This window comes from Cupriavidus sp. C3SS-1 (assembly GCF_057073755.1).
In genome coordinates, this window is sequence record NZ_CP172699.1 from 1,896,393 (window position 1) to 1,917,600 (window position 21,208).

Below are 21,208 nucleotides of genomic sequence, written 5' to 3' on the forward strand. Positions count from 1 at the left end.
CTCTCCTGTCCTATCCTCGTCCTTTCCAGCATATGCAGCGGACCTTCGGGAGGATGTAGGACAGGGGTTCTGTGACTGCCGGGTGCTTTCCTACAACGGCGCAACCGCGATCATGGAAGCCCCCCAAATGGGAGTGTCAGCATGCGCCCGGTCGTTACCGCGGCCCCCTGCGACGGTGCATGCACACCACGGTCACCGCCGCACAGCACACCAGGTTGAGCAACGCGATCAGCGTGAAAAACAGGTCGTGGACGACGATGACACCGTAGGCCACAGCGGTGGCATTGGCCACGACCCACGATCCCCACGTCAACAGCGAAATGTCGCGCGCGCCGTCGGTACTGCGCCACACCGCCATCAATTGCGGCACATAGGTGAAGATGCGCGCCGCGTTTGTCATGAAGTAGAGCCAAGCGATCGTTGACTCGGTTGGCCGGGAAGACATGGTCGTCCCGACATGCCCGACCGGCGCGCTCCAGATCAACGCTGCAAGGATGCAGTAGATCAGCGCGATCATATAGCCAGCGGATGTTCGCCGGGCGGGCGTGGCTAGAACTCGATTGACACGGTGGAGCATCTTGGCAACCTTCTCGTTACAGGGATTCATGCTGCTCGTAAGCGTATAAACTCCTTCGCAACGCCGCGTCATCGGAAGCGATGACGGACAACACCCATAACAAAAAAGGGAGTTCGCCATGGACGGCCTGGAGGGCGTGACAGCCCAGCAACTCTCCGACGTGATCGGCGCCATCTACGACTGCGCGCTAGAGCCCGCGCGCTGGCCCGGCGCGTGCCGGTCGGTGGCGGACTTGTGCGCAAGCACGGGCGGCGGCATCTGCGTGCATGACCTCAAGCAAGTGCGCAACGACCAGTTGTTCGTGTTCGGCTACCAGCCCGAATTCCTGGAGAAGTTGGGCAGTGAGTTCGCGCAAAGCCCGATGGCCGCGGCGGACATCGTCTCGAATGTCGGGGACGTCAATTCGCTGGCCAGGGAGCCCCGGCAACTGCTTGAAAGCCGCTTCTACCGCGAAGTCCTGGAGCCGTACGGACTGACCGACATCATCTGGTTTCCGGCCCTTCGCACGGGCGGACGCGTGGCCTCGCTGCACGCTTCCCGCAGCAACAAGAAGCCGCACTACCAGCAGCCCGAGGCGCAGCTGTTCAGGCTGCTGTCTCCTCATGTCTGCCGGGCAATGGCGATCTCCGACGCACTCGACATCCGGGCACTTCGATCCGAGATGCTCGAAAAGACGCTCGACGGGCTTTCAGCAGGCGTATTCCTTACGGCGCGCGATGGGCACGTGGTTTATATGAATGCCGCAGCCGAGCGACAGGTGAAGGCCGGCCATTCGATCTGCATAGCTCACAACCGGCTGTCGGCGGTCGAACCCACGGCTCGCGCGGCACTTGCCAAGCACATCGATGCCGCGACGCGCGCCGACAACGCTTCATCGTGGAACGAGCATTCGGTGGCGATTCCCGATGGCGCCGGAACAGGCCGCGGCTACGTCGCCACCCTGCTGCCAATAGAGAACGGCGAGCGCAGCGGCATCCTGGCACCGTTCGCCGCATCGGTCGCCGTGTTCATGCAAGACCCCATCCAGGTCCCGCTCATGCCCGGCGAAGCCTTTGCGCGGCTGCACGGATTGACCGGTGGCGAACTACGCGTATTACTGGCGCTTTCACAAGGGCTTGGAGGCATGGAATCGGCGGAGATGCTAGGCATCAGCGAGCCGACTGTTCGCACCCATCTTCAGCACATCTTTTCGAAGACCGGTACGACAAGGCAGTCCGATCTCCTCAATCTGCTGCATCGCTCCACGCCGCCGGTTCGAGGCTAGCGACATGAGCGGGCGGGCGCGCGCGGCGACTGGACGCGTTTGATGTCCGGGCCTTGTCATTCAATCCCGGACAAGGCATCGATCAATGGGCACGAAGCCTCATCGCCATGGGTGTGGCATTGCCGGACAAGACGCTCCAACTCGGCTTGCAACCGTCGCAAATCCTGCAATCGCTTCTCGACAAGATCGAGCTTTTGTTCGGCCAGTGTGCGGGCGGTCTTGCACGAGCCACCATTGCTCTGTCGCAGCAGTACCTGGATTTCATCCAGGGTGAAACCGAGAGACTGGGCCCGGCGGATGAAATAAAGGCGCTGCAGGCTCTGTTGCGAATACCGGCGAACGGTCCCAAAGGCACGTTCTGGCACCGACAGCAACCCGCACCTCTGGTAGTAGCGCACCGTTTCCACCCCGACGCCCGCCGCCTTGGCCAGCTTGCCGATGGTTAGCATGTGCTCCATGGCTTGACTCCGTACCTTGGTACGGAACTAGGCTAGGCATAAACCTCACATTGGGAAAGGGCAGTTTGCAATTCGCAGTGCACTTCGGGGAAGGGGCCAAGATGAGCAACCTCAAGCTGCAGTCAGTCATCACCTGTCCTAACTGCGGGCATGCCAAAGAAGAAACCATGCCGCTGGACGCCTGCATGTGGCGTTATATGTGCGAGTACTGCCACACGATGCTCAGACCAAAGACTGGAGATTGCTGTGTCTTCTGTTCATATGGCACCGAACGGTGTCCGCCAATGCAGCAGCGAATATGTCATGCATGCCCTAATAGGCACCCATCGCGCTCCCCTTCTCTGGTTCGGGGGGGAAATCCCCTAGGGACGAAATTAGAATCATCCCTCTAAACTGAGTTTTCATTTGTGCGCCGCAGCAGCCTGCTTCCGACGCACCCGTTCAACCGGGCTGAGTTGCCTCGCGGTCGGCAGCACCCACTAGCTCACAATGAGAGTCAAAATGAAGGACCGCGATGCCTTGAGTGCACTGACTGACAAAGTTTCACAACTACGGCAGCATTTCCCCGGCAGGAGAATCGTGGTGGCCCGAGAGGGCTTTGCCGCTGTCTTTGAACGCTGCGAGATCGGAAAGGACGGGGTGATGATCACTGCAACGCCCATCGAATCCGGGTCAAGCACCCTCGTGATTCCTTGGCACCCGGCGGATTACTATCTCCTCGTCGATGAGGCCCAGGCGACAGAATAAGGGGAGCAGAAACAGAAACGGCGCCGATGGCGCCGTAAGGAATTCGCATCACTAAAGGGTTAGAAAACCCGCAAAGCACTGATGCGAAAAAGGAATTTTGGGGTGGCTGATGGGACTCGAACCCACGACGACAGGAATCACAATCCTGGACTCTACCAACTGAGCTACAGCCACCGTAGAGGTCATCAGCGAAGCGCTGATCGACGAAAAACAAGATTATACAAACTACTTTTCGTTATGGCTAGTATCCCGCACAAAATTTTTTCGAGGCCCAGCATCGTCAACGGCGAGGCGACCATTTTGCCTCCAGCAGCACCGCCTGCTTGATCGCTTCGATGGTTTCGGCCTCGGTATTGTACTGCCCCAGGAGCCGGCGCGATTTTCCATTGAGCGCGTCTTCCTGGAGCGCCCTGCCCGCTGCCTCGGTCGTGCCCAGGCGCCAGCAATAGCGGGCCGTCCATTTGCCATCCTGCAATTGCTCGGCCACCCAAACCAACCGGAAGTCCTCGAACACGACCCCGAACGACGTCTGGTCATCCACCACAGCCACCTCATTCCAGCGATTGAATTGACAAAAACACGGCTTCGCTTCCATGTCGCCGCCGATCGTATCACGGTCACCCGCACAATGAGACGCGGCCTTGCCACTCGCACCGGACATCCGATTCGAGCGTAGATATGCTCTACGCAGCCCCTACTGATGCAGGGTTCAACGGCTGCTCCGGCGCAAGGATACTTTTACGCGAGGGACATTGACCCCCCTCGACCTTCCCACCGGGCGGCCTCTCGGAGAGCCGCCTGCTTTTTTTTGGATTGAACAGCTTGCTGGCGCGGAACCCAGGAGCCCAGTCATTTGCCAAACACTGCCGTGTATTAGCTTTGTGGAGGTGGTAGTGAAACAGATATCCGGGATGGCGATGACAGCGTTGCTGGCGATCATGCTGGCCGCATGCGCTGGCGGCGGGGCAGAGGGTGGCGGCTCAAGTATCACCACCTATGGTACGGTTGATGTCGGCGTCAGCCACACAAGCAAATAGTTGCCGCCGGAGGAACTCTGCCGTCACAGTTGCATCCAACAGCCTGCTCGGTACGAGTCAAAAAAAAAGAGCCCGCAGCGCGGACTCTCAACTTTTGCGATCTCAAATGCCCTGAAGGCCGTTGCACTGTAGCTGGCAGCCTCGCCCGGCACCATTCGGGTTAACCGAACGTCGCAGCCGGGCAACTAAAAAAACAGCCCGCAATGCGGGCTGAATAATCAGTTGAAGAAAGCCCTGTATTCGAGGGCAGGCACAGTGTATGAAAGCGCCTGCCCTCGGCTAATTAGGGGAATCCCTTTCCTGGCGCGGCTTTCCGGGCAGTGGCTGGGCACATGTGCCGCACGCGCTACCCGAAGCGCCCTATGCATAGGTTCGCCGTTCGGAATTAGAGTTTTTACTCCACAAGTTTCCTGGCACTGTTTGCAGTAATCGCCTATGCGGCGACGCGTTGGTTTGCCTCCGCGTGCTCGGTGGAATGCAGATGCGAACGCGCCTCTGCGAAGATTGCATCTACGTCGCTCCGCGCGCGGGCTGCGGACATCCGCTTGGCGTCGGACAGCACGCGCCGCCAGCCACGGCCACCCGCGATGCCGCGGTACAGACCCAGCATGTGGCGAGTCACCGCCCCCATGTATCCGCCACGTTCCACCAGCTCGCCGATATAGCGCTGCATGGCAAGCTCCACCTCCAGCCGCGACGGCACCGGCGCATCGGCATCGCCGTAGAAACGGCCATCCATTTCGGCGAGCACATAAGGCTGGTGATAGGCTTCGCGTCCGATCATTACGCCGTCGACATGCTCCAGGTGGGCCGCCATGTCGTCGTAGCTGACGATGCCGCCGTTGATCAGGATTTCCAGTTGCGGGAAATCCCTTTTCAAGCGGTAAGCCACTTCGTACCTCAGCGGCGGAATTTCGCGGTTTTCCTTCGGGCTCAGGCCTTTCAGGATCGCATTGCGCGCATGCACGATGAAGGTCTCGCAGCCGGCCTGCGCCACCGTGCCGACAAAATCACGGACAAATTCGTAGTGCTCGACCTTGTCGATGCCAATGCGGTGCTTGACGGTCACCGGGATCGACACGGCGTCGCGCATCGCCTTCACGCAGTCGGCCACGAGTTGCGGCTCTGCCATGAGGCAGGCACCGAACGCGCCCCGTTGCACGCGCTCGGACGGGCAGCCGCAATTGAGGTTTACTTCCGCGTATCCCCACTGCTGACCAAGGCGCGCCGCCACGGCAAGGTCGGCCGGCTCGCTACCGCCCAACTGCAAGGCCACAGGATGCTCCGCGGCATCAAAGTCCAGATGCCGCGGCACGTCGCCATGCAGCAGCGCGCCGGTCGTCACCATTTCCGTATACAGCCAGGTGTGGCGGCTGAGTTGGCGATGGAACATTCGGCAATTGCGATCGGTCCAGTCCATCATCGGTGCAACCGAGATGCGGCGTGGGCTTGGCTTCATGGATGAATGACTTGTTGCTGAGCGGAGGTGGCCGGCAAAGCGGCCGCGATACGCGCTCATGTGCCGGCCCAGGCAGTTCTGCGGGCACCGGCATCGGGTCTACGCGGGAAAGGTCAAGAGTATAGGCCACAGCGCGCGTTTGCGCTGCGACCCGCGCCCGCAGGCGATTGCCGCCTCAACGAGGCGCTGCGTTGCGCTCGATCCAGGCGGCGTAGGCCGCGAGGTATTTTTCGAGGAATCCGCGCGTCGAGTCGTTCGCGAGTCCGCCCTGCTCGCTGAACAGCTTGTCCGCCCCGCCGATATACGCTTCCGGCTGCTGCAGCACGGGCACGTTCAGGAACACCAACGACTGCCGCAGGTGATGATTGGCGCCAAAGCCGCCAATTGCGCCGGGCGAAACGCTGATGACACCGCCAGGCTTGCCATCCCATGCACTGCTGCCATAGGGGCGCGATCCGACGTCAATGGCATTTTTCAGCGGCGCGGGCACCGATCGGTTGTACTCGGGCGTAATGAACAGCACTGCATCGGCACGGCGGATACGGTCACGAAAAGCGGTCCACTCGGGTGGCGGGCTGGCGTCGAGGTCCTGGTTGTACATCTGCAGGTTGCCGATCTCGACGATCTCCAGCTTCAGCGACTGCGGCGCCAGACCAATCAGCACCTTGGCCAGCTTGCGGTTGAACGACTCCTTGCGCAGGCTTCCCACCAATACAGCGACATCTCGAGGATTGCTCATCACGACTCCTTCAACTGTGTGGTTCGAATGAAGCGGAACAGCCTTGGCCCCATGGATCACATGGCCTGCCTGGCGCCGATCCAGCCTTCACTCTACCCGAGTCCGCAGAGCCGCGCGGCGCACCCACTTTACTAGGCGAGGCTCGCCAGCGGATGATCTTCCGTGCGCCATGGGCTGTCGAAGAACGACAGCACCTTCTCGCGCCTTACCTCGTCGATGCGCGCATCCTGCCAACGCGGCTGGTGATCCTTGTCGATGGCCAGCGCACGAATGCCTTCCACGCCGTCGCCGTTGCGGAACACGTAGTGCATCATGTCGAGTTCCATGCGAAGCTCGTCATCCAGTGACATCGTGCGCGCGCGCCGGATCTGCTCCAGCGACACATGAAGCATCAACGGCGAGCGGCTGCGCAGCATCGCGGCCGTGTGAGCGGCCCAGTCGCCCGGCGCATCGCTGATCGCGGCCAGGATGTCGACCATCGTTGCGCCGCTAAAGAGGTGGTCAATCTGCGCCGACAGGCCGGCGAGCTGGCTTTGCGCCGGCACGCAGGCTTCACGATGCTGCTGCGTGAACGTGGCGATGTGGTCAAGCACGGCCTGGCCGTTGCCGAACGTTCGCGCACGCAGGTCGTTCGCCACTTCAGCCAGCACATTGCCCGGCAGATAGGCATCAGCCAGTCCGGCATACAGGGCATCGGCCGCGTGGATCACGGTGCCGGTCAAGCCCAGGTATTCGCCGATGCTGCCCGGCGTGCGCGCGAGGAACCAGCCGCCGCCCACGTCCGGGAACAGCCCGATATTGGTTTCGGGCATGGCCATCTTGGTGCGGTCGGTGACGAGGCGCAGGCGCGCACCTTGCGAAATGCCCATGCCGCCGCCCATGACCACGCCATCCATCAGCGCGATATACGGCTTGGCGTAACGGTGAATCAGGAAGTTGAGGGCATATTCCTCGACAAAGAACTGGTCGAGCAGCGGATCGCCCTCATGCGAGGCCTTGTGGAAATAGCGGATGTCGCCGCCTGCGCAGAAAGCCTTGCCGCCGGCCCCTGCCACCACCACGGCTACGACCTCCGGTGCATCGGCCCATGCACGCAGTGCCTGGGTCATGGCACGAATCATGTCCAGCGAGAGCGCGTTGAGCGCCTGCGGCCGGTTCAGCGTCAGGTAGCCAATGCCACCCTGGACTTCCGTCGTGACGAAGTCAGTCATGTTGCTCTCCTACGCGAATGCAAGCCGCGATTCTACGCCGATCATTCTCGCGGCAACGCCTGCGTGTGCGGCATCCGCACACGCCTTCATGCCGCCATCATGCAAGCCTGAACGTCGACATCAGTGCCATCAGTCGTTGCGCCTGATCCTGCAGCGACGCAGCAGCCGCCGCGGCCTGCTCCACCAGCGCTGCGTTCTGCTGCGTCATGCCATCCATGTGCGAGACCGCCAGGTTCACCTGCTCGATGCCATTGGACTGTTCGTCAGATGCCGCGCTGATGTCGCGGATGAGCGCACCGACCCGCCGCACCGCATCGACGATGTCCTGCATGGCGCGGCCTGCGTCATCCACCATCCCAGTACCCTCGCGCACGTTGGCCACCGACTTGCCGATCAGCCCGCGGATCTCCTTCGATGCGCCCGCGCAGCGCTGCGCGAGGTCGCGCACGTCGCCGGCCACCACGGCGAAGCCGCGCCCATGCTCTCCGGCACGCGCGGCTTCCACTGCGGCGTTCAGCGCAAGGATATTGGTCTGGAAAGCGATCTTCTCGATCACGTCGATGATGTCGACGATCTTGCCCGAACTCGCGTCGATGGACTGCATCGTATGCACGACCCGCGCCACCGCTTCGCTGCCACGTTCGGCAAGCGTGGTGGCTTCGTTGGCCAGCGTAGCGGCTTCGCGCGCGCTGTCGGCGTTCTGGCGCACCGTACCGGTCAGTTCTTCCATGCTCGACGCGGTTTGCTCCAGTGACGCGGCCTGCTGCTCGGTGCGCTGCGACAAGTCCGCATTGCCACCGGCGATCTGTCGGCTCGCCGCGGCAATCGAATCCGCACCGCCGCTCACCTGGCCAACCATGGCGACGAGGCTCGACTGCATGCGCGCCAGCATGCCCAGCATCCGGCTGGTCTCGCTGCGCGCCCGCTCATCGGCCATCACGCCGCCGTCGCCCGCCCTCCCGCTCAGGTCGCCGCCTGCCATGCGCTCGAAGCGCGCAATGGCAAAATCCAGCGGCCTGACGATGGACCGGCGCAGGCGCCATGCCACCACCGTGCTGAACGCCAGCCCCGCAACGAGCACCACCGCCGCCCCGGCCAAAAGCATGCTGTAGCGCTGCTGCGATGCCTCATAGACCCGACGCGCACCGGCGACTTGCGCACGATTGAGATCGGCACTCGCTGCGGTGAAGGCAATGTCGAGCTTCGGGATGGTTTCGAGCACTGCGGTCATCATCGCCTCGCGATCGCCGGCGTTCAACGCCGCAATCATCGGCGCGACCCCCTGCGAAAACAGCGCGTCGCGCTTGGCCGTCACGTCCTGCGTCAGGCTCGCTTCCTCTGGCGCGCGCGGCAATGCGAGGTAGGCCTTCCACGCAGCCTCCGAACTCTTCGCAAAGCCCTGCGCGGTCTCGGCGCGCGCTCGCGCGTCGGCGGGATCCTTGGCAAGGGTTGCCTGGTCCAGCAGTACGCGCACGAGCAGCTGATTGGAACGGGCATCGGCCAGGTGCATGGCCGCGATCAACTGATGCTCGTAGATCTCGCGCGTGGCGTCATTGCTGCGCGACATGCCGATCATGCCCACTGCGCCAACGATGAGCAGCAGGATATTTGTGACGACAACCAGAAACCACAATCTGGCTCCGATAGTAGTGTTGCGAAACATGGGCTCTCCGGAGTAAAAGGACGGCCCAGCCGGCCGTCCTGCTGGTCTACGGCACGGCAAATCGTTCCTTGACCCTTGCGCGATGACACACAGAACTGACTTTCCTGTCGTCATTCGGCCCACGTGATTCCCTACCTGGAGAAACCCTCCCGCGCAACCCCGCGAGGCCAGCACACATGGTCGCGTCTAGAGAGTCCATCAAAAAAAAACCGCGCCCTGAAGCGCGGTTTTTTTCAGCACGGCAGCGCTTATGCGCCTTCGCGGGAAGCACGCTTGCGCTCGTGCTCCTTCAGGTGGCGCTTGCGCAGGCGGATGCTCTTCGGCGTCAGCTCGACCAGTTCGTCGTCGGCAATGAATTCCACCGCATACTCGAGCGACATCTGGATCGGCGGCACCAGGCGCACGGCTTCATCGGTACCCGATGCACGCACGTTGGTCAGCTGCTTGCCCTTGATCGGGTTCACGACCAGGTCGTTGTCGCGGCTGTGGATGCCGATGATCATGCCTTCGTACAGCGCATCGCCCGGCTTGACGAACATGCGGCCGCGATCCTGCAGCTTCCACAGCGCGTAGGCCACGGCATCGCCGTCGTCCTGCGAGATCAGCACGCCGTTGTGGCGCTCGCCCAGGCCGCCTTCACGCACCGGCGCATAGTCGTCGAAGATGTGGCTGATCAGGCCGGTGCCTCGCGTCAGCGTCAGGAACTCGCCCTGGAAGCCGATCAGGCCACGGGCCGGAATGCGGTATTCGAGGCGGGTACGGCCCTTGCCGTCCGAGGCCATGTCGAGCAGTTCGCCCTTGCGGCGGCCCAGCTCTTCCATCACGCCGCCCTGGTGGCTGTCTTCGACGTCCACGGTCAGCAGTTCGTACGGCTCGTTCTTGACGCCGTCGATTTCCTTGAACACCACGCGCGGACGCGACACGGCCAGCTCGTAGCCTTCGCGGCGCATGTTTTCCAGCAGGATGGTCAGGTGCAGTTCACCACGGCCCGACACTTCGAAGATGGTGTCGTCGCCGGTATCGGCCACGCGCAGCGCCACGTTCGACTTCAGTTCGCGATCCAGGCGCTCGCGCAGCTGGCGGCTGGTCACGAACTTGCCTTCACGGCCGGCCAGCGGCGAGGTGTTGACGCAGAAGTTCATGGTCAGCGTCGGCTCGTCGACCTTCAGCATCGGCAGCGCGTCCTGGGCGTCCGGCGCGCACACGGTGCAGCCGATACCCAGTTCTTCGATACCGTTGATCAGCACGATGTCGCCGGCTTCGGCTTCTGGCACGATCTCGCGCTCCAGGCCCTGGAACTTCAGCACCTGGTTGATGCGGCCCTTGATCGGGTTGCCTTCGGGGCCAAACTTGACCACCACGTCCTGCAGCGGGCGAGCGCGGCCACGCGAGATGCGGCCCACGCCGATCTTGCCGACGTAGCTGGAGTAGTCCAGGGAGATGATCTGCAGCTGCAGCGGGCCGTCGCGATCGTCGTCACGCACCGGCACCTTGTCCAGCACGGTTTCGAACAGCGGCTTCATGTCGCCGTCGCGAACATCTTCGGTCAGGCCGGCAAAGCCGTTCAGGCCCGAGGCGTAGATCACCGGGAAGTCGAGTTGCTCGTCGGTGGCGCCCAGCTTGTCGAACAGATCGAAGGTCTGGTTGATCACCCAGTCCGGGCGTGCGCCCGGGCGGTCGATCTTGTTGACCACCACGATCGGCTTCAGGCCCAGCGCCAGCGCCTTGCGGGTCACGAAGCGGGTCTGCGGCATCGGACCTTCGACGGCGTCCACCAGCAGCAGCACGCCGTCAACCATCGACAGCACGCGCTCCACTTCGCCACCGAAGTCGGCGTGCCCCGGGGTATCGACGATGTTGATGTGGGTGCCGTTGTACTCGACAGCACAGTTTTTCGCGAGAATCGTGATCCCGCGTTCCTTTTCCAGGTCGTTCGAGTCCATCACCCGCTCTGCAACCTGCTGGTTGTCACGGAAGGTGCCTGCCTGGCGCAGGAGTTGGTCGACCAGAGTGGTCTTGCCATGATCGACGTGGGCGATGATGGCGATATTACGGATGGCGCGGGTCATTGCAGCTCGCTGTGCAGAAATCTGAAGTAACCCAACATTATAGCATGCTGCAGCGCGGCACGCCTTGCTTCAAACCTGCCCAAACTGTGCGTTAATTATTTCCAAAACAGAAATGACGAATTTCCATCCTTGCGGATAGTTAAACACACACATATATTTGTCAGAGCAAAGATTGCAGAGGCAAATGATGTCACCGGACCCGTCCGCCACTTCTTCCAATGATTTGTTTGACCCGGAGCGCTACGTCATGGGCGAAAGCGTGGGGTATCTGATATCCCGCGCCAGGAACACGCTCGCCCACAGCATCGAGCAAGAGGTGGGCAATCTGGACATCACGCATGCGCAGGCGAGTTGCCTGACCATGATTTCTTCCGGGCGCGCCAGCACGGTCACTGATCTGGGCCGTGAACTTAGCACCGACATGGGTTCGATTACGCGCCTGCTGAGTCGCATGGAAAAGCGCGGGCTGATCGAGCGCACGCGCCGCGACGACGATCGCCGTGTGATCGACTTGACGCTGACGCCGGCGGGCCATGCTCTCGCCGCACAACTTCCCGCCATCTTTTGCAAGGTCATGGCCAGCCATTTCCGCGGTTTTTCGACGGAAGAAGTCGAAGCGCTGCGCAGCATGCTGCGCCGGGTGATCTGCAACAACTCCGGCTAGCGCGCCGGCACGTTTTCCGCTTGCGCCACCCATATCGAACCGATATCGATCCAGATTTCCAGCCCGGCCTTTGCAGCCCGGTGCATCAACCATGAACCAAGCGCTCTCAAACTTTCTTTATAGCCCGTCGCACGCACGCGCCCTGGGCCGCCGCGCAGGCACGCTGGCCTTGACGGTCGTGGCCGCGGCCGTGCTAGCCGGGTGCGCCGCCTTTGGCAATTCCCACAGTACGCAGACCATGACGGAAGCCAGCGCCCTGGCTACCGATCAGACCCTGCCGGCCGAACATGGCCAATGGCCGGGCATCGACTGGATCGATCAGTTCCAGGACCCGCAATTGCGTTCGCTCGTCGATGAAGCCGTCAAGGACAACCCGAACCTGCAGGTCGCCTTTGCGCGCGTGGAAGCGTCGCGCGCCATGGCCGACGTGACCCGCAGCGCGCTCTACCCGACGGTCGGCTTCGGCGCCGACATCACACGCCAGATCTTTTCCGAGACCGACCTGTTCGCCGGCACGCCGCTGGCGGGCCGCTGGTGGAACCAGTCCCACCTGCAGGCCAACCTGTCGTATGAATTCGATTTCTGGGGCAAGAACCGCTCGGCACTCGAAGCCGCGCTCTCGGACGATCACGCCATGGAGGCCGAAAGCCAGGCCTCCCGTTTGATCCTGACCACGTCGGTCGCCAGGGCTTACGCCCGCCTGGCCGCGCTCTATGCGCAACGCGACGTGGCCGAGCGTGCCATCACGCAACGGCAGGACCTCACTTCGCTGTCGCAGCAGCGCTTGGCCGCGGGCCTCGACACACAGGTGGAAACCACCCAGGCACGCGGCACGGTGGCCGCCGCCCGCACCGACCTGCAGCGCATCGACGAAGATATCGCGCTGTCGCGCAACCAGATCGCCGCGCTGCTGGGCAAGGGCCCGGACCGCGGGCTGTCGATCCAGAAGCCGGTCCTGCTCGCGCAGGCCACGCCAAAGGTGCCGGACGCCCTGACCATCGGGCTACTGGGCCGCCGCCCTGACCTGGTGGCCGCGCGCTGGCGCGTGGAAGCCAGCGGCAAGGAGATCAAGGTCGCCAAGGCGGAGTTCCTGCCCAATATCACGCTGACCGGCTTTGCCGGCCTGGCGTCGCTGCGCCCGGAAGACCTGTTCATGGGCATCAGCCGCACCATGGGCTTCGGCCCCGCGCTGCACCTGCCGATCTTCGAGGGCGGCAAGCTGCGCGCCAACCTGAAGGGGAAGTACGCGCGCTACGACATTGCCGTCGCGAGTTACAACCAGACCCTCGTCGACGCGCTCAAGGAAACCGCCGACACGATGACGAGCATCCGCAGCGTGGACAACCAGATCAGGACGCAGCGCGAAGCGCTGGACCTGGCCGAACACGCCTACTCGCTCGCCACGATGCGCTACAAGGCCGGCCTCGGCACGCAACTGACCGTGCTCAACGCCGAGAGTAATGTGCTGCAGCAGCGCCGCCTGGCGACCGACCTGCAGGCCCGCCGGCTGGACCTGCAGATGGCCCTCATGAAAGCCCTCGGCGGTGGCTACGAAGAACCGCAGGAAGGCGGCGAAGGCCATGCCCCCGCCGCTGCAGCAACGAACCAGACAACCAGCCAGACCGGCGCCCGCGGCTGATCCGCGCGCCCGTCATTGCAGAACAGATTCACGAGAGACCAACATGAGCGACAACCAGCAAGCCGGCCACTCCAATACTCCGGCGGCATCCGTCAACAACAATGGCAAGCGCAAGCGCCTGCTGCTTTCCCTGACCGCGGCCATCGTGGTCGCAGGCGTCGGCTATGGCGTGTACTGGGGCCTCTATGCGCGGCACTTTGAAAGCACCGACGATGCCTACGTCGCGGGCAACGTCGTGCAGGTGACGCCGCTCGTGGGCGGCACGGTGGTATCGATCGCCGCCGATGACACGCAGCTCGTCACGGCCGGCCAGCCGCTGATCCAGCTCGACCGCGCCGATACGCAGGTGGCGCTGGAACAGGCCGAGGCCCAGTTGGCCCAGGCAGTGCGCGAGGTGCGCACGCTCTACGTCAACAACGGTTCGCTGGCCGCCAATGTGGCGCTGCGCGAAGCCGACGTCGCCAAGGCGCGCGATGACCTGCGCCGCCGCCAGGCCATCGCGGGCTCGGGCGCGGTGTCGAGCGAAGAAATCTCCCACGCGCAGGCCGCGTTGCAAGGCGCGCAGTCGTCCCTGCTTGCGGCACGCGAGCAACTCGCCTCGAACAAGGTGCTGACCGACCAGACCACCGTCGACAAGCACCCGAGCGTGCAGCGCGCCGCGGCCAATGTGCGCTCGGCATACCTGTCGTACGCACGCTCGGCGTTGCCCGCTCCTGTGACCGGTTATGTGGCCAAGCGCTCGGTGCAAGTTGGCCAGCGCGTGGCCGCCGGTGCACCGCTGATGGCCATCGTGCCGCTGGACCAGGTCTGGGTCGACGCCAACTTCAAGGAAGTGCAGATCACGCATATGCGCATCGGCCAGCCCGTGACGCTTGAAGCCGACGTCTATGGCTCGAAGGTCAAGTACAGCGGCAAGGTGGAAGGATTCTCGGCCGGCACCGGCTCCGCCTTCTCGCTGCTGCCGGCGCAGAACGCCACCGGCAACTGGATCAAGGTGGTGCAGCGCCTGCCGGTGCGCATTGCGCTTGACCCGCAGCAACTGAAGGACCACCCGCTGCGCGTCGGCCTGTCGATGAACGTGACGGTCGATGTGCGCAAGGAAGAAGGCGCCGCGATGGTCAGCACCACCGCGGCCAAGCCGATGCAGACCGACGTCTATGACAAGGTCGCGCAGGATGCCGACCAGCTGATCGCGCGCATCATCGCCGTGAACAACGGCGGCCGTGCACCCGCCCCTGCCGATGCCGTACCGGCCAAGGGCGCACCGGTGCGCAACCTCCCGGCCGACGACGCAGCGGCCAGCGCCGCCGTGGCGCGGCCCTCGAACCGCGGCTGATCATGGCGGACGCACTGACCGTGGGCGAACGTGCCGGCGCCGCGCCAAAGCCGCCGGCACGGCCGACGCATACGCAGCCGCTTAGCGGCGGCAAGCTGGTGGTCGGCACCATCGCGCTGTCGCTGGCCACGTTCATGAACGTGCTCGATTCGTCGATCGCCAACGTATCGATTCCGGCCATCTCCGGCGACCTCGGCGTGGCGCCGAACCAGGGCACATGGGTCATCACGTCGTTTGCGGTGGCCAATGCCATTTCCGTGCCGCTGACGGGCTGGCTCACCACGCGCTTCGGGGCGGTGCGCCTGTTCATCACGTCGATCCTGCTGTTCGTGCTGTCGTCCTGGCTGTGCGGCGTGGCGCCCAACCTGGAAACGCTGCTGGCCGCGCGTGTGCTGCAGGGGGCGGTGGCCGGGCCGATGATCCCGCTGTCGCAGTCGCTGCTGCTATCGAGCTACCCTCCGCAAAAGAGCACCATGGCGCTCGCGCTGTGGGGCATGACGACGCTGGTGGCGCCCATCATGGGCCCGCTGCTCGGTGGCTGGATCTCGGACAACATGACCTGGCCGTGGATCTTCTACATCAACGTGCCGGTGGGCTTGCTGACCGCCTACGCCACGTGGACGATCTACAAGGACCGCGAAACGCCGACCAAGGTGCTGCCGATCGACCGCATCGGGCTGTCGCTGCTTGTGATCTGGGTAGGCTCGATGCAGCTGATGCTCGACAAGGGCAAGGAGCTCGACTGGTTCCATTCGACCGAGATCGTGGTGCTCACGCTGGTGGCGGTGCTGGGCTTCCTGTTCTTCCTGGTGTGGGAGACTTACGAGAAGCATCCGATCGTCGACATCACGCTGTTCAAGGGCCGGAACTTCAGCTCAGGCGTGGTGGCGATCTCGGTGGCGTATGGATTGTTCTTCGGCAACCTGGTGATCCTGCCGCTGTGGCTGCAGACCATCGTGGGTTACACGGCCACGGATGCGGGCATCGTGATGGCGCCGGTGGGCATCTTCGCGATCCTGCTGTCGCCGGTGATCGGAAGGAACCTGCCGAAAATGGATGCCCGCTGGGTCGCCACGGCCGCATTCGTCACGTTCGGCATTGTCAGCCTGATGCGCGCGGGCTTCACCACGCAGGTAGACACGCGCACGCTGATGATCCCCACCCTGATCCAGGGCGCGGCCATGGCGATGTTCTTCATCCCGCTGACGTCGATCATCCTGTCGGGCCAGCCGCCCGACAAGATCCCGGCCGCATCGGGCTTGTCGAATTTCGTGCGGATCACGTTCGGCGGCATCGGCGCGTCGATTTCCACCACCGTGTGGGAAAACCGGACCGCCCTGCACCACGCCCAGCTGGTGGAGAAGATCAATCCCTACAATCCGGCCTACTCGGACCAGCTTCATCACCTGATGCAGATGGGCATGAGCCAGGCCCAGGCGGTAGGCCTGATGGAACGCAACATCAGCCAGCAGGCGGCGATGCTTGGCGCCAATGACATCTTCTGGATTTCCGGCGTCCTGTTTTTCGTGCTGATCGGCTTTGTATGGCTGACCAAGCCGGCCAAGGGCGGTGCCGGGGCGGACGCGGCCGCCGGCGCACATTAACGGAAGCTCTCATGGAAAAAAGGCCACGCGCTGGATAGCACGTGGCCTTTTCCCTTAGGGCCAGCCTGTTCTAGAGCGGCCCGGTTCACCGTTGCTAACTTGCGCCGGCCTGCCCTCCGGCGGCCTCCAGTCGGGCCCGCACCGCGGCGATATGCTCGCCCGCAACGTCCACGGCATCCTCCAGGGCACGCTCGGTACACCCCAGCTCGCGGCACCAGTACTGCACCTCGAACGGGTCCATCAGGTTGATGCGGCCCGGATCCAGGGGCCGGAACTGGCTGATCTGTTCGCTCATGCTACCTCCTGTTACCTCTGGCCTTCATACGGCTCTTGCATTGTAGGCGAGCGACCAGCGCGTGCCTCGAAGAAGGTTGCGGCAACGCCCTCAGAGGCGCACCAGTCGCTCCGGCCGCAACGCGCCTTCGCGCATGCGCGCTACACCGAGCAGACGCGCCGGCGCGCCGCCATAGACGCGGGCCAGCGTGTCCTCTTGCGGCACGCTGCCTGCCGGCAGATCCCTCTGCGCAATGCGCTGGCCCTGCAGGAACCGGGCGCTCGCTTCGGCGTCCAGCGTGACGGGCGGGCAACGCTGCAGCAGCGCATCCACCGGCGCGAGCAGGGCCGGACGCGCATCGTCCGGCTGTGCGGTGATCTGCTCCAGGGTCACGGCGGCGTCCAGGGTCAGGTCACCGACCGCAATGCGGCGCAGGCCAGTCAGGTGCGCGCCGCAACCAAGTGCCTCGCCGATATCCTCGGCCAGCGTACGGATATACGTACCCTTGCTGCATTTCACGCGCATCGTGAACGCCGGCGCCTGCGGCAACGCGCAGTCGAGGATATTGATTTCATGAATCTTGACGCGCCGGGGCGGGCGATCAACCGTCTGTCCGGCGCGCGCGTATTCGTACAGCGGACGGCCGTCCTTCTTCAGCGCCGAATGCATCGGGGGAATCTGGTCGATCTCGCCCATGAAGCGCGCAATCGCCGCATCGAGCGCAGCGCGATCGCAAGCGACCGGACGCTCCGCCAGCACCTCGCCTTCGGCGTCGCCCGTCGTCGTCTTCTGCCCAAGCCGCACGATCGCCTCGTAGGTCTTGTCGGCCTCGAGCAGGTCCTGCGAAAACTTGGTCGCCTCGCCGAAGCAAAGCGGAAGCAGACCGGTGGCGAGCGGGTCGAGCGTTCCGGTGTGGCCAGCCTTGAGCGCGCGCAGCAGCCGCTTGGCGCGCACCAGCGCATCGTTTGAGGACAACCCGAGCGGCTTGTCGAGCAGCAGCACGCCATGCACCTCTCGGCGCGGCAGCCGGGGCGGACGGTTATTGGCGGAATCGGTCATGGGAACAATGCGGGGGCGGCGGGCGTGTTGCCCGCGCCGGGACTGTGCATTCCGGCGCGGCCGGAATCGGATCAGTCGTCGCTGGAACGCGTGGCGTTCGCTTCGTTGATCAGCTTGGACATCTCGATCGCGTGTTCGACCGATGTGTCGTGGAAGAACCGCAGCGTCGGCACGGTATGGATATGCAGGCGCTTGTACAACAACGAGTGCAGGTAACCCGCCTTTTCGTTCAGGATTGCTGCCGCTTCCACGGCATCGGCGCCAAGCACCGTGAAGTAGACCTTGGCGTGCGCATAGTCCGGCGTGAGCGTGACGGACTGCAGCGTGATCAGTCCGAGGCGCGGATCGCGCAGCTCGCGCTGGATCATCTCGGCCAGGTCCTTCTGGATCTGGTCGGAGATACGCAGGTTACGGGAGGAAATACTGCCTTTCTTGGCCATTCAATACCATCTTGTCGAGACGACAACGGCGGGCCGAAGCCCGCCGTTGTTGCGCCGCCTTACAGCGTGCGCGCCACCTCGGTGATTTCGTACACTTCGAGCTGGTCGCCTTCTTGAACATCGTTGAAGTTCTTGATCGACAGACCGCACTCGAAGCCTTGCTTGACTTCCTTGACGTCGTCCTTGAAACGCTTGAGCGAGTCGAGTTCGCCGGTGTGGATGACCACGTTGTTGCGCAGCACGCGCACCAGCGAGGTGCGCTTGACCAGACCGTCGGTAACCATACAGCCAGCCACCGCGCCAATCTTCGGCACGCGGAAAACCTGGCGCACCTCGACCTGACCGATATTGGTCTCGCGCTTCTCCGGCGCCAGCATGCCCGACATGGCCGCCTTGATCTCGTCTACCGCATCGTAAATGATGTTGTAGTAGCGGATGTCGATGCCATGGTTCTCGGCCAGCTTGCGCGCACCGGCGTCGGCACGCACGTTGAAGCCGATGATGACAGCCTTCGAAGCGGTCGCCAGGTTGACGTCCGATTCGGTGATGCCACCCACCGCGGCGTGAACCATCTGCACGCGCACTTCGGCGGTCGACAGCTTGAGCAGCGACTGCACCAGCGCTTCCTGCGACCCCTGCACGTCTGCCTTCACGATCAGCGGCAGCGTCTGGACGTCGCCTTCGCTCATCTGCTCCAGCATCGTTTCCAGCTTCGCAGCCTGCTGTCGGGCCAGCTTCACATCGCGGAACTTGCCCTGGCGGAACAGCGCGATTTCGCGTGCCTTACGCTCGTCCGGCAGCACCAGTACTTCTTCACCGGCAGCCGGCACTTCCGACAGACCCTGGATTTCCACCGGGATCGACGGACCGGCTTCCTTGGTCGGCTTGCCGTTTTCGTCCAGCATGGCACGCACGCGGCCATAGGCGCTACCAGCCAACACTACATCGCCACGCTTGAGCGTGCCGCTGCTGACCAGGATCGTCGCGATCGGGCCCTTGCCCTTGTCGAGCTGGGCTTCCACCACCAGACCCTTGGCCGGCGCGTCGACCGGTGCCTTCAGTTCCAGGACTTCGGCCTGCAGCGACACCTGCTCGAGCAGATCCTCGATGCCGGCACCGGTCTTGGCCGACACCGGCACGAACGGCGAATCACCACCGTACTCTTCCGGCAACACCTGCTCGGCCACCAGCTCCTGCTTGACGCGGTCGGGGTTGGCATCCGGCTTGTCCATCTTGTTGATCGCCACGACGATCGGCACCCCGGCAGCCTTGGCATGCGCAATGGCTTCCTTGGTCTGCGGCATCACGCCGTCGTCGGCCGCGACCACCAGGATCACGATGTCGGTAGCCTTGGCACCGCGGGCACGCATGGCCGTGAAGGCCTCGTGACCCGGGGTGTCCAGGAACGTAATCACGCCGCGGTCGGTTTCCACATGGTAGGCACCGATGTGCTGCGTAATCCCGCCGGCTTCGCCCGCTGCAACCTTGGTGCGGCGGATGTAGTCCAGCAGCGAGGTCTTGCCGTGGTCGACGTGACCCATGACGGTCACCACTGGCGGACGCGGCAGCTGCTCGGCATCGGTGTGCTCTTCGCCGTCCACCACCAGCAGCGCTTCCGGATCATCCAGCTTGGCGGCAAACGCCTTGTGGCCCATTTCTTCCACCACGATCATGGCGGTTTCCTGGTCCAGCACCTGGTTGATCGTCACCATCTGGCCGAGCTTCATCATCTGCTTGATGACCTCGGATGCCTTCACGGCCATCTTGTGTGCAAGATCCGCCACCGAAACGGTTTCCGGCACGTGCACTTCACGCACCACGGGTTCGGTCGGCGCCTGGAAATTGCTGCGGCCGTCGTCGTCACGCTGGTGACGACCACCGCGGCCACGCGGACCACCGCGCCAGCCGCCCACGCCACCCGACGAATCGCCGCGTGTCTTCAGGCCGCCCTTCTTGCCGCGCGAGGCGTCATCCTTCCACCCCGGGGCACCAGGCTTGCCGGTCTTCTTGTCGACCGTCGTGCTGGGTGCGGCAGTGGTGGCCGGCTTCTTCTCATCCTTCTTGGCCTCGGCCGTGGCGCCGGCCGGCTTGACCGGCTTGTGCAGCGTACCGGTCTGCTCGGCCTTCTTTTCTTCCGCCTTGCGCTCGGACGGTGCCTTGAGCACGCGTGCCGGCGCATTCAGCATCTGCTGGATGGCACGGGCTTCGGCTTCGGCAGCCTCGCGGCGCTTGCGTGCGGCGTCCTGCTGCTCGACACGCGCCTTGTCGGCAGCTGCCTTAGCATCGTCGGCAGCCTTCTGCGCGACCGCGCGCTCGGCGGCTACGCGCGCCTGCTCGTCCTCGGCCTTCTTGCGCGAAGCTTCTTCGGCGGCCTCGTTCACGGCACGCGCGGCAGCAGCTTCCTCTTCGGCCTTCTTGGCGAGAAGAGCGTTCTGGCGCTGCTGTTCGGCTTCCAGGGCTTCCTGCTGCGCACGGCGCTCGGCTTCCTCTCGCTCGGCGGCCTCGCGGCGCGCCTTCGCTTCGGCTTCCTGGCGTGCCAGCAGTTCCGCCTGGTTGCGCTCCTCTTCTTCACGGCGCGCCTGGTCGGCGGCGTCGGCGTCCACGGTATGCGGCTCCGACTCGGCGTGATGGTCGGACGTCGCTTCGTCGCGCTTCATCAACACGCGCTTCTTGCGCACCTCGACCTGAACGGTGCGCGTCTTGCCGGTGGAGTCGGCCTGACGGATTTCGGAAGTTTCACGCTTGGTCAGCGTGATCTTCTTGCGTGCGCTGTCATCGGCCTGGCCGTGCGAACGCTTCAGATAGTCCAGCAAGCTGGTCTTATCCGATTCCGTGACGATATCTTCTGGCGTCGCCTTGCCCACCCCAGCCGCCTGCAATTGTTCCAGCAGGGCAGCTGCGCTGCGACTCAGTTCTGCGGCCAGTTGGGCAACTGTTGTGCTTGCCATTCAAACCCTTTCAATGCTTG

19 protein-coding genes and 1 tRNA gene are annotated in these 21,208 nt (G+C 63.6%); 7 read left to right on the forward strand and 13 right to left on the reverse strand.

The window, feature by feature from the left end:
• Positions 1–154: 154 nt before the first annotated feature.
• Positions 155–517: a hypothetical protein gene (locus ACIGJC_RS08785; protein WP_483708383.1), complete on the reverse strand. Its 363-nt coding sequence runs from the start codon at positions 515–517 to the stop codon at positions 155–157.
• Positions 518–695: 178 nt separating this feature from the next.
• Here ACIGJC_RS08785 and ACIGJC_RS08790 point away from each other — a divergent pair, with 178 nt between their 5' ends.
• Positions 696–1,841, forward strand: a complete 1,146-nt coding sequence (locus tag ACIGJC_RS08790) for a helix-turn-helix transcriptional regulator (RefSeq protein ID WP_483708384.1) — start codon at positions 696–698, stop codon at positions 1,839–1,841.
• A gap of 56 nt (positions 1,842–1,897) precedes the next feature.
• Here the strand turns inward: ACIGJC_RS08790 and ACIGJC_RS08795 are convergent, their stop codons facing one another.
• Positions 1,898–2,299, reverse strand: a complete 402-nt coding sequence (locus ACIGJC_RS08795) for a MerR family transcriptional regulator (protein WP_483708385.1) — start codon at positions 2,297–2,299, stop codon at positions 1,898–1,900.
• 167 nt (positions 2,300–2,466) lie between these two features.
• Between ACIGJC_RS08795 and ACIGJC_RS08800 the strand changes: the two genes are divergently transcribed.
• A complete protein-coding gene (locus tag ACIGJC_RS08800) occupies positions 2,467–2,691 on the forward strand; it encodes a GDCCVxC domain-containing (seleno)protein (RefSeq protein WP_483711501.1) in 225 nt (74 codons plus the stop codon).
• 109 nt (positions 2,692–2,800) lie between these two features.
• Positions 2,801–3,046, forward strand: a complete 246-nt coding sequence (locus ACIGJC_RS08805; protein ID WP_483708386.1) for a hypothetical protein — start codon at positions 2,801–2,803, stop codon at positions 3,044–3,046.
• A gap of 98 nt (positions 3,047–3,144) precedes the next feature.
• On the opposite strand, the gene ACIGJC_RS08810 is transcribed toward ACIGJC_RS08805, so the two are convergent.
• The 7 genes from ACIGJC_RS08810 to typA all read right to left on the reverse strand — a co-directional run bounded on the left by ACIGJC_RS08810 (position 3,145) and on the right by typA (position 11,224).
• Positions 3,145–3,220 (reverse strand) — tRNA-His (locus tag ACIGJC_RS08810).
• A gap of 106 nt (positions 3,221–3,326) precedes the next feature.
• Positions 3,327–3,641 carry a hypothetical protein gene (locus ACIGJC_RS08815; protein ID WP_483708387.1) on the reverse strand — a complete coding sequence of 105 codons (315 nt, stop codon included), beginning with the start codon at positions 3,639–3,641 and terminating at the stop codon, positions 3,327–3,329.
• An 875-nt stretch (positions 3,642–4,516) separates the two neighbouring features.
• The gene (gene dusA, locus ACIGJC_RS08820) at positions 4,517–5,542 is read right to left on the reverse strand and encodes a tRNA dihydrouridine(20/20a) synthase DusA (RefSeq protein ID WP_483711502.1); all 1,026 of its coding nucleotides are present in this window, start codon (positions 5,540–5,542) and stop codon (positions 4,517–4,519) included.
• A gap of 175 nt (positions 5,543–5,717) precedes the next feature.
• Entirely contained in the window at positions 5,718–6,281 is a 564-nt protein-coding gene (locus ACIGJC_RS08825; RefSeq protein ID WP_483708389.1) for an NADPH-dependent FMN reductase, read from the reverse strand.
• A 131-nt stretch (positions 6,282–6,412) separates the two neighbouring features.
• Positions 6,413–7,492, reverse strand: a complete 1,080-nt coding sequence (locus tag ACIGJC_RS08830) for an enoyl-CoA hydratase/isomerase family protein (RefSeq protein ID WP_483708390.1) — start codon at positions 7,490–7,492, stop codon at positions 6,413–6,415.
• Between the two features lie 97 nt (positions 7,493–7,589).
• Positions 7,590–9,155, reverse strand: coding sequence for a methyl-accepting chemotaxis protein (locus ACIGJC_RS08835; protein WP_483708391.1), 1,566 nt, complete (start codon positions 9,153–9,155; stop codon positions 7,590–7,592).
• 248 nt (positions 9,156–9,403) lie between these two features.
• Complete coding sequence (typA, locus tag ACIGJC_RS08840) at positions 9,404–11,224, reverse strand: translational GTPase TypA (RefSeq protein WP_342911965.1); 1,821 nt, start codon at positions 11,222–11,224, stop codon at positions 9,404–9,406.
• Positions 11,225–11,411: 187 nt separating this feature from the next.
• On the opposite strand from typA, the gene ACIGJC_RS08845 reads away from it, so the two are divergent.
• The 4 genes from ACIGJC_RS08845 (at position 11,412) to ACIGJC_RS08860 (ending at position 16,467) form a co-directional block, all read left to right on the forward strand.
• Positions 11,412–11,888, forward strand: a complete 477-nt coding sequence (locus tag ACIGJC_RS08845) for a MarR family winged helix-turn-helix transcriptional regulator (RefSeq protein ID WP_483711503.1) — start codon at positions 11,412–11,414, stop codon at positions 11,886–11,888.
• 91 nt (positions 11,889–11,979) lie between these two features.
• Positions 11,980–13,527 carry an AdeC/AdeK/OprM family multidrug efflux complex outer membrane factor gene (locus ACIGJC_RS08850; RefSeq protein WP_483708393.1) on the forward strand — a complete coding sequence of 516 codons (1,548 nt, stop codon included), beginning with the start codon at positions 11,980–11,982 and terminating at the stop codon, positions 13,525–13,527.
• A 43-nt stretch (positions 13,528–13,570) separates the two neighbouring features.
• Positions 13,571–14,863: an EmrA/EmrK family multidrug efflux transporter periplasmic adaptor subunit gene (locus ACIGJC_RS08855; RefSeq protein WP_483708395.1), complete on the forward strand. Its 1,293-nt coding sequence runs from the start codon at positions 13,571–13,573 to the stop codon at positions 14,861–14,863.
• Positions 14,864–14,865: 2 nt separating this feature from the next.
• Entirely contained in the window at positions 14,866–16,467 is a 1,602-nt protein-coding gene (locus ACIGJC_RS08860; protein WP_483708396.1) for a DHA2 family efflux MFS transporter permease subunit, read from the forward strand.
• A 94-nt stretch (positions 16,468–16,561) separates the two neighbouring features.
• Here the strand turns inward: ACIGJC_RS08860 and ACIGJC_RS08865 are convergent, their stop codons facing one another.
• The 4 genes from ACIGJC_RS08865 to infB all read right to left on the reverse strand — a co-directional run bounded on the left by ACIGJC_RS08865 (position 16,562) and on the right by infB (position 21,188).
• Positions 16,562–16,762, reverse strand: coding sequence for a DUF3606 domain-containing protein (locus ACIGJC_RS08865; protein WP_483708397.1), 201 nt, complete (start codon positions 16,760–16,762; stop codon positions 16,562–16,564).
• A gap of 90 nt (positions 16,763–16,852) precedes the next feature.
• A complete protein-coding gene (truB, locus tag ACIGJC_RS08870) occupies positions 16,853–17,800 on the reverse strand; it encodes a tRNA pseudouridine(55) synthase TruB (protein ID WP_483708398.1) in 948 nt (315 codons plus the stop codon).
• Between the two features lie 71 nt (positions 17,801–17,871).
• A complete protein-coding gene (rbfA, locus tag ACIGJC_RS08875) occupies positions 17,872–18,240 on the reverse strand; it encodes a 30S ribosome-binding factor RbfA (protein WP_483708399.1) in 369 nt (122 codons plus the stop codon).
• 59 nt (positions 18,241–18,299) lie between these two features.
• A complete protein-coding gene (gene infB, locus ACIGJC_RS08880) occupies positions 18,300–21,188 on the reverse strand; it encodes a translation initiation factor IF-2 (protein ID WP_483708401.1) in 2,889 nt (962 codons plus the stop codon).
• Positions 21,189–21,208 lie beyond the last annotated feature (20 nt).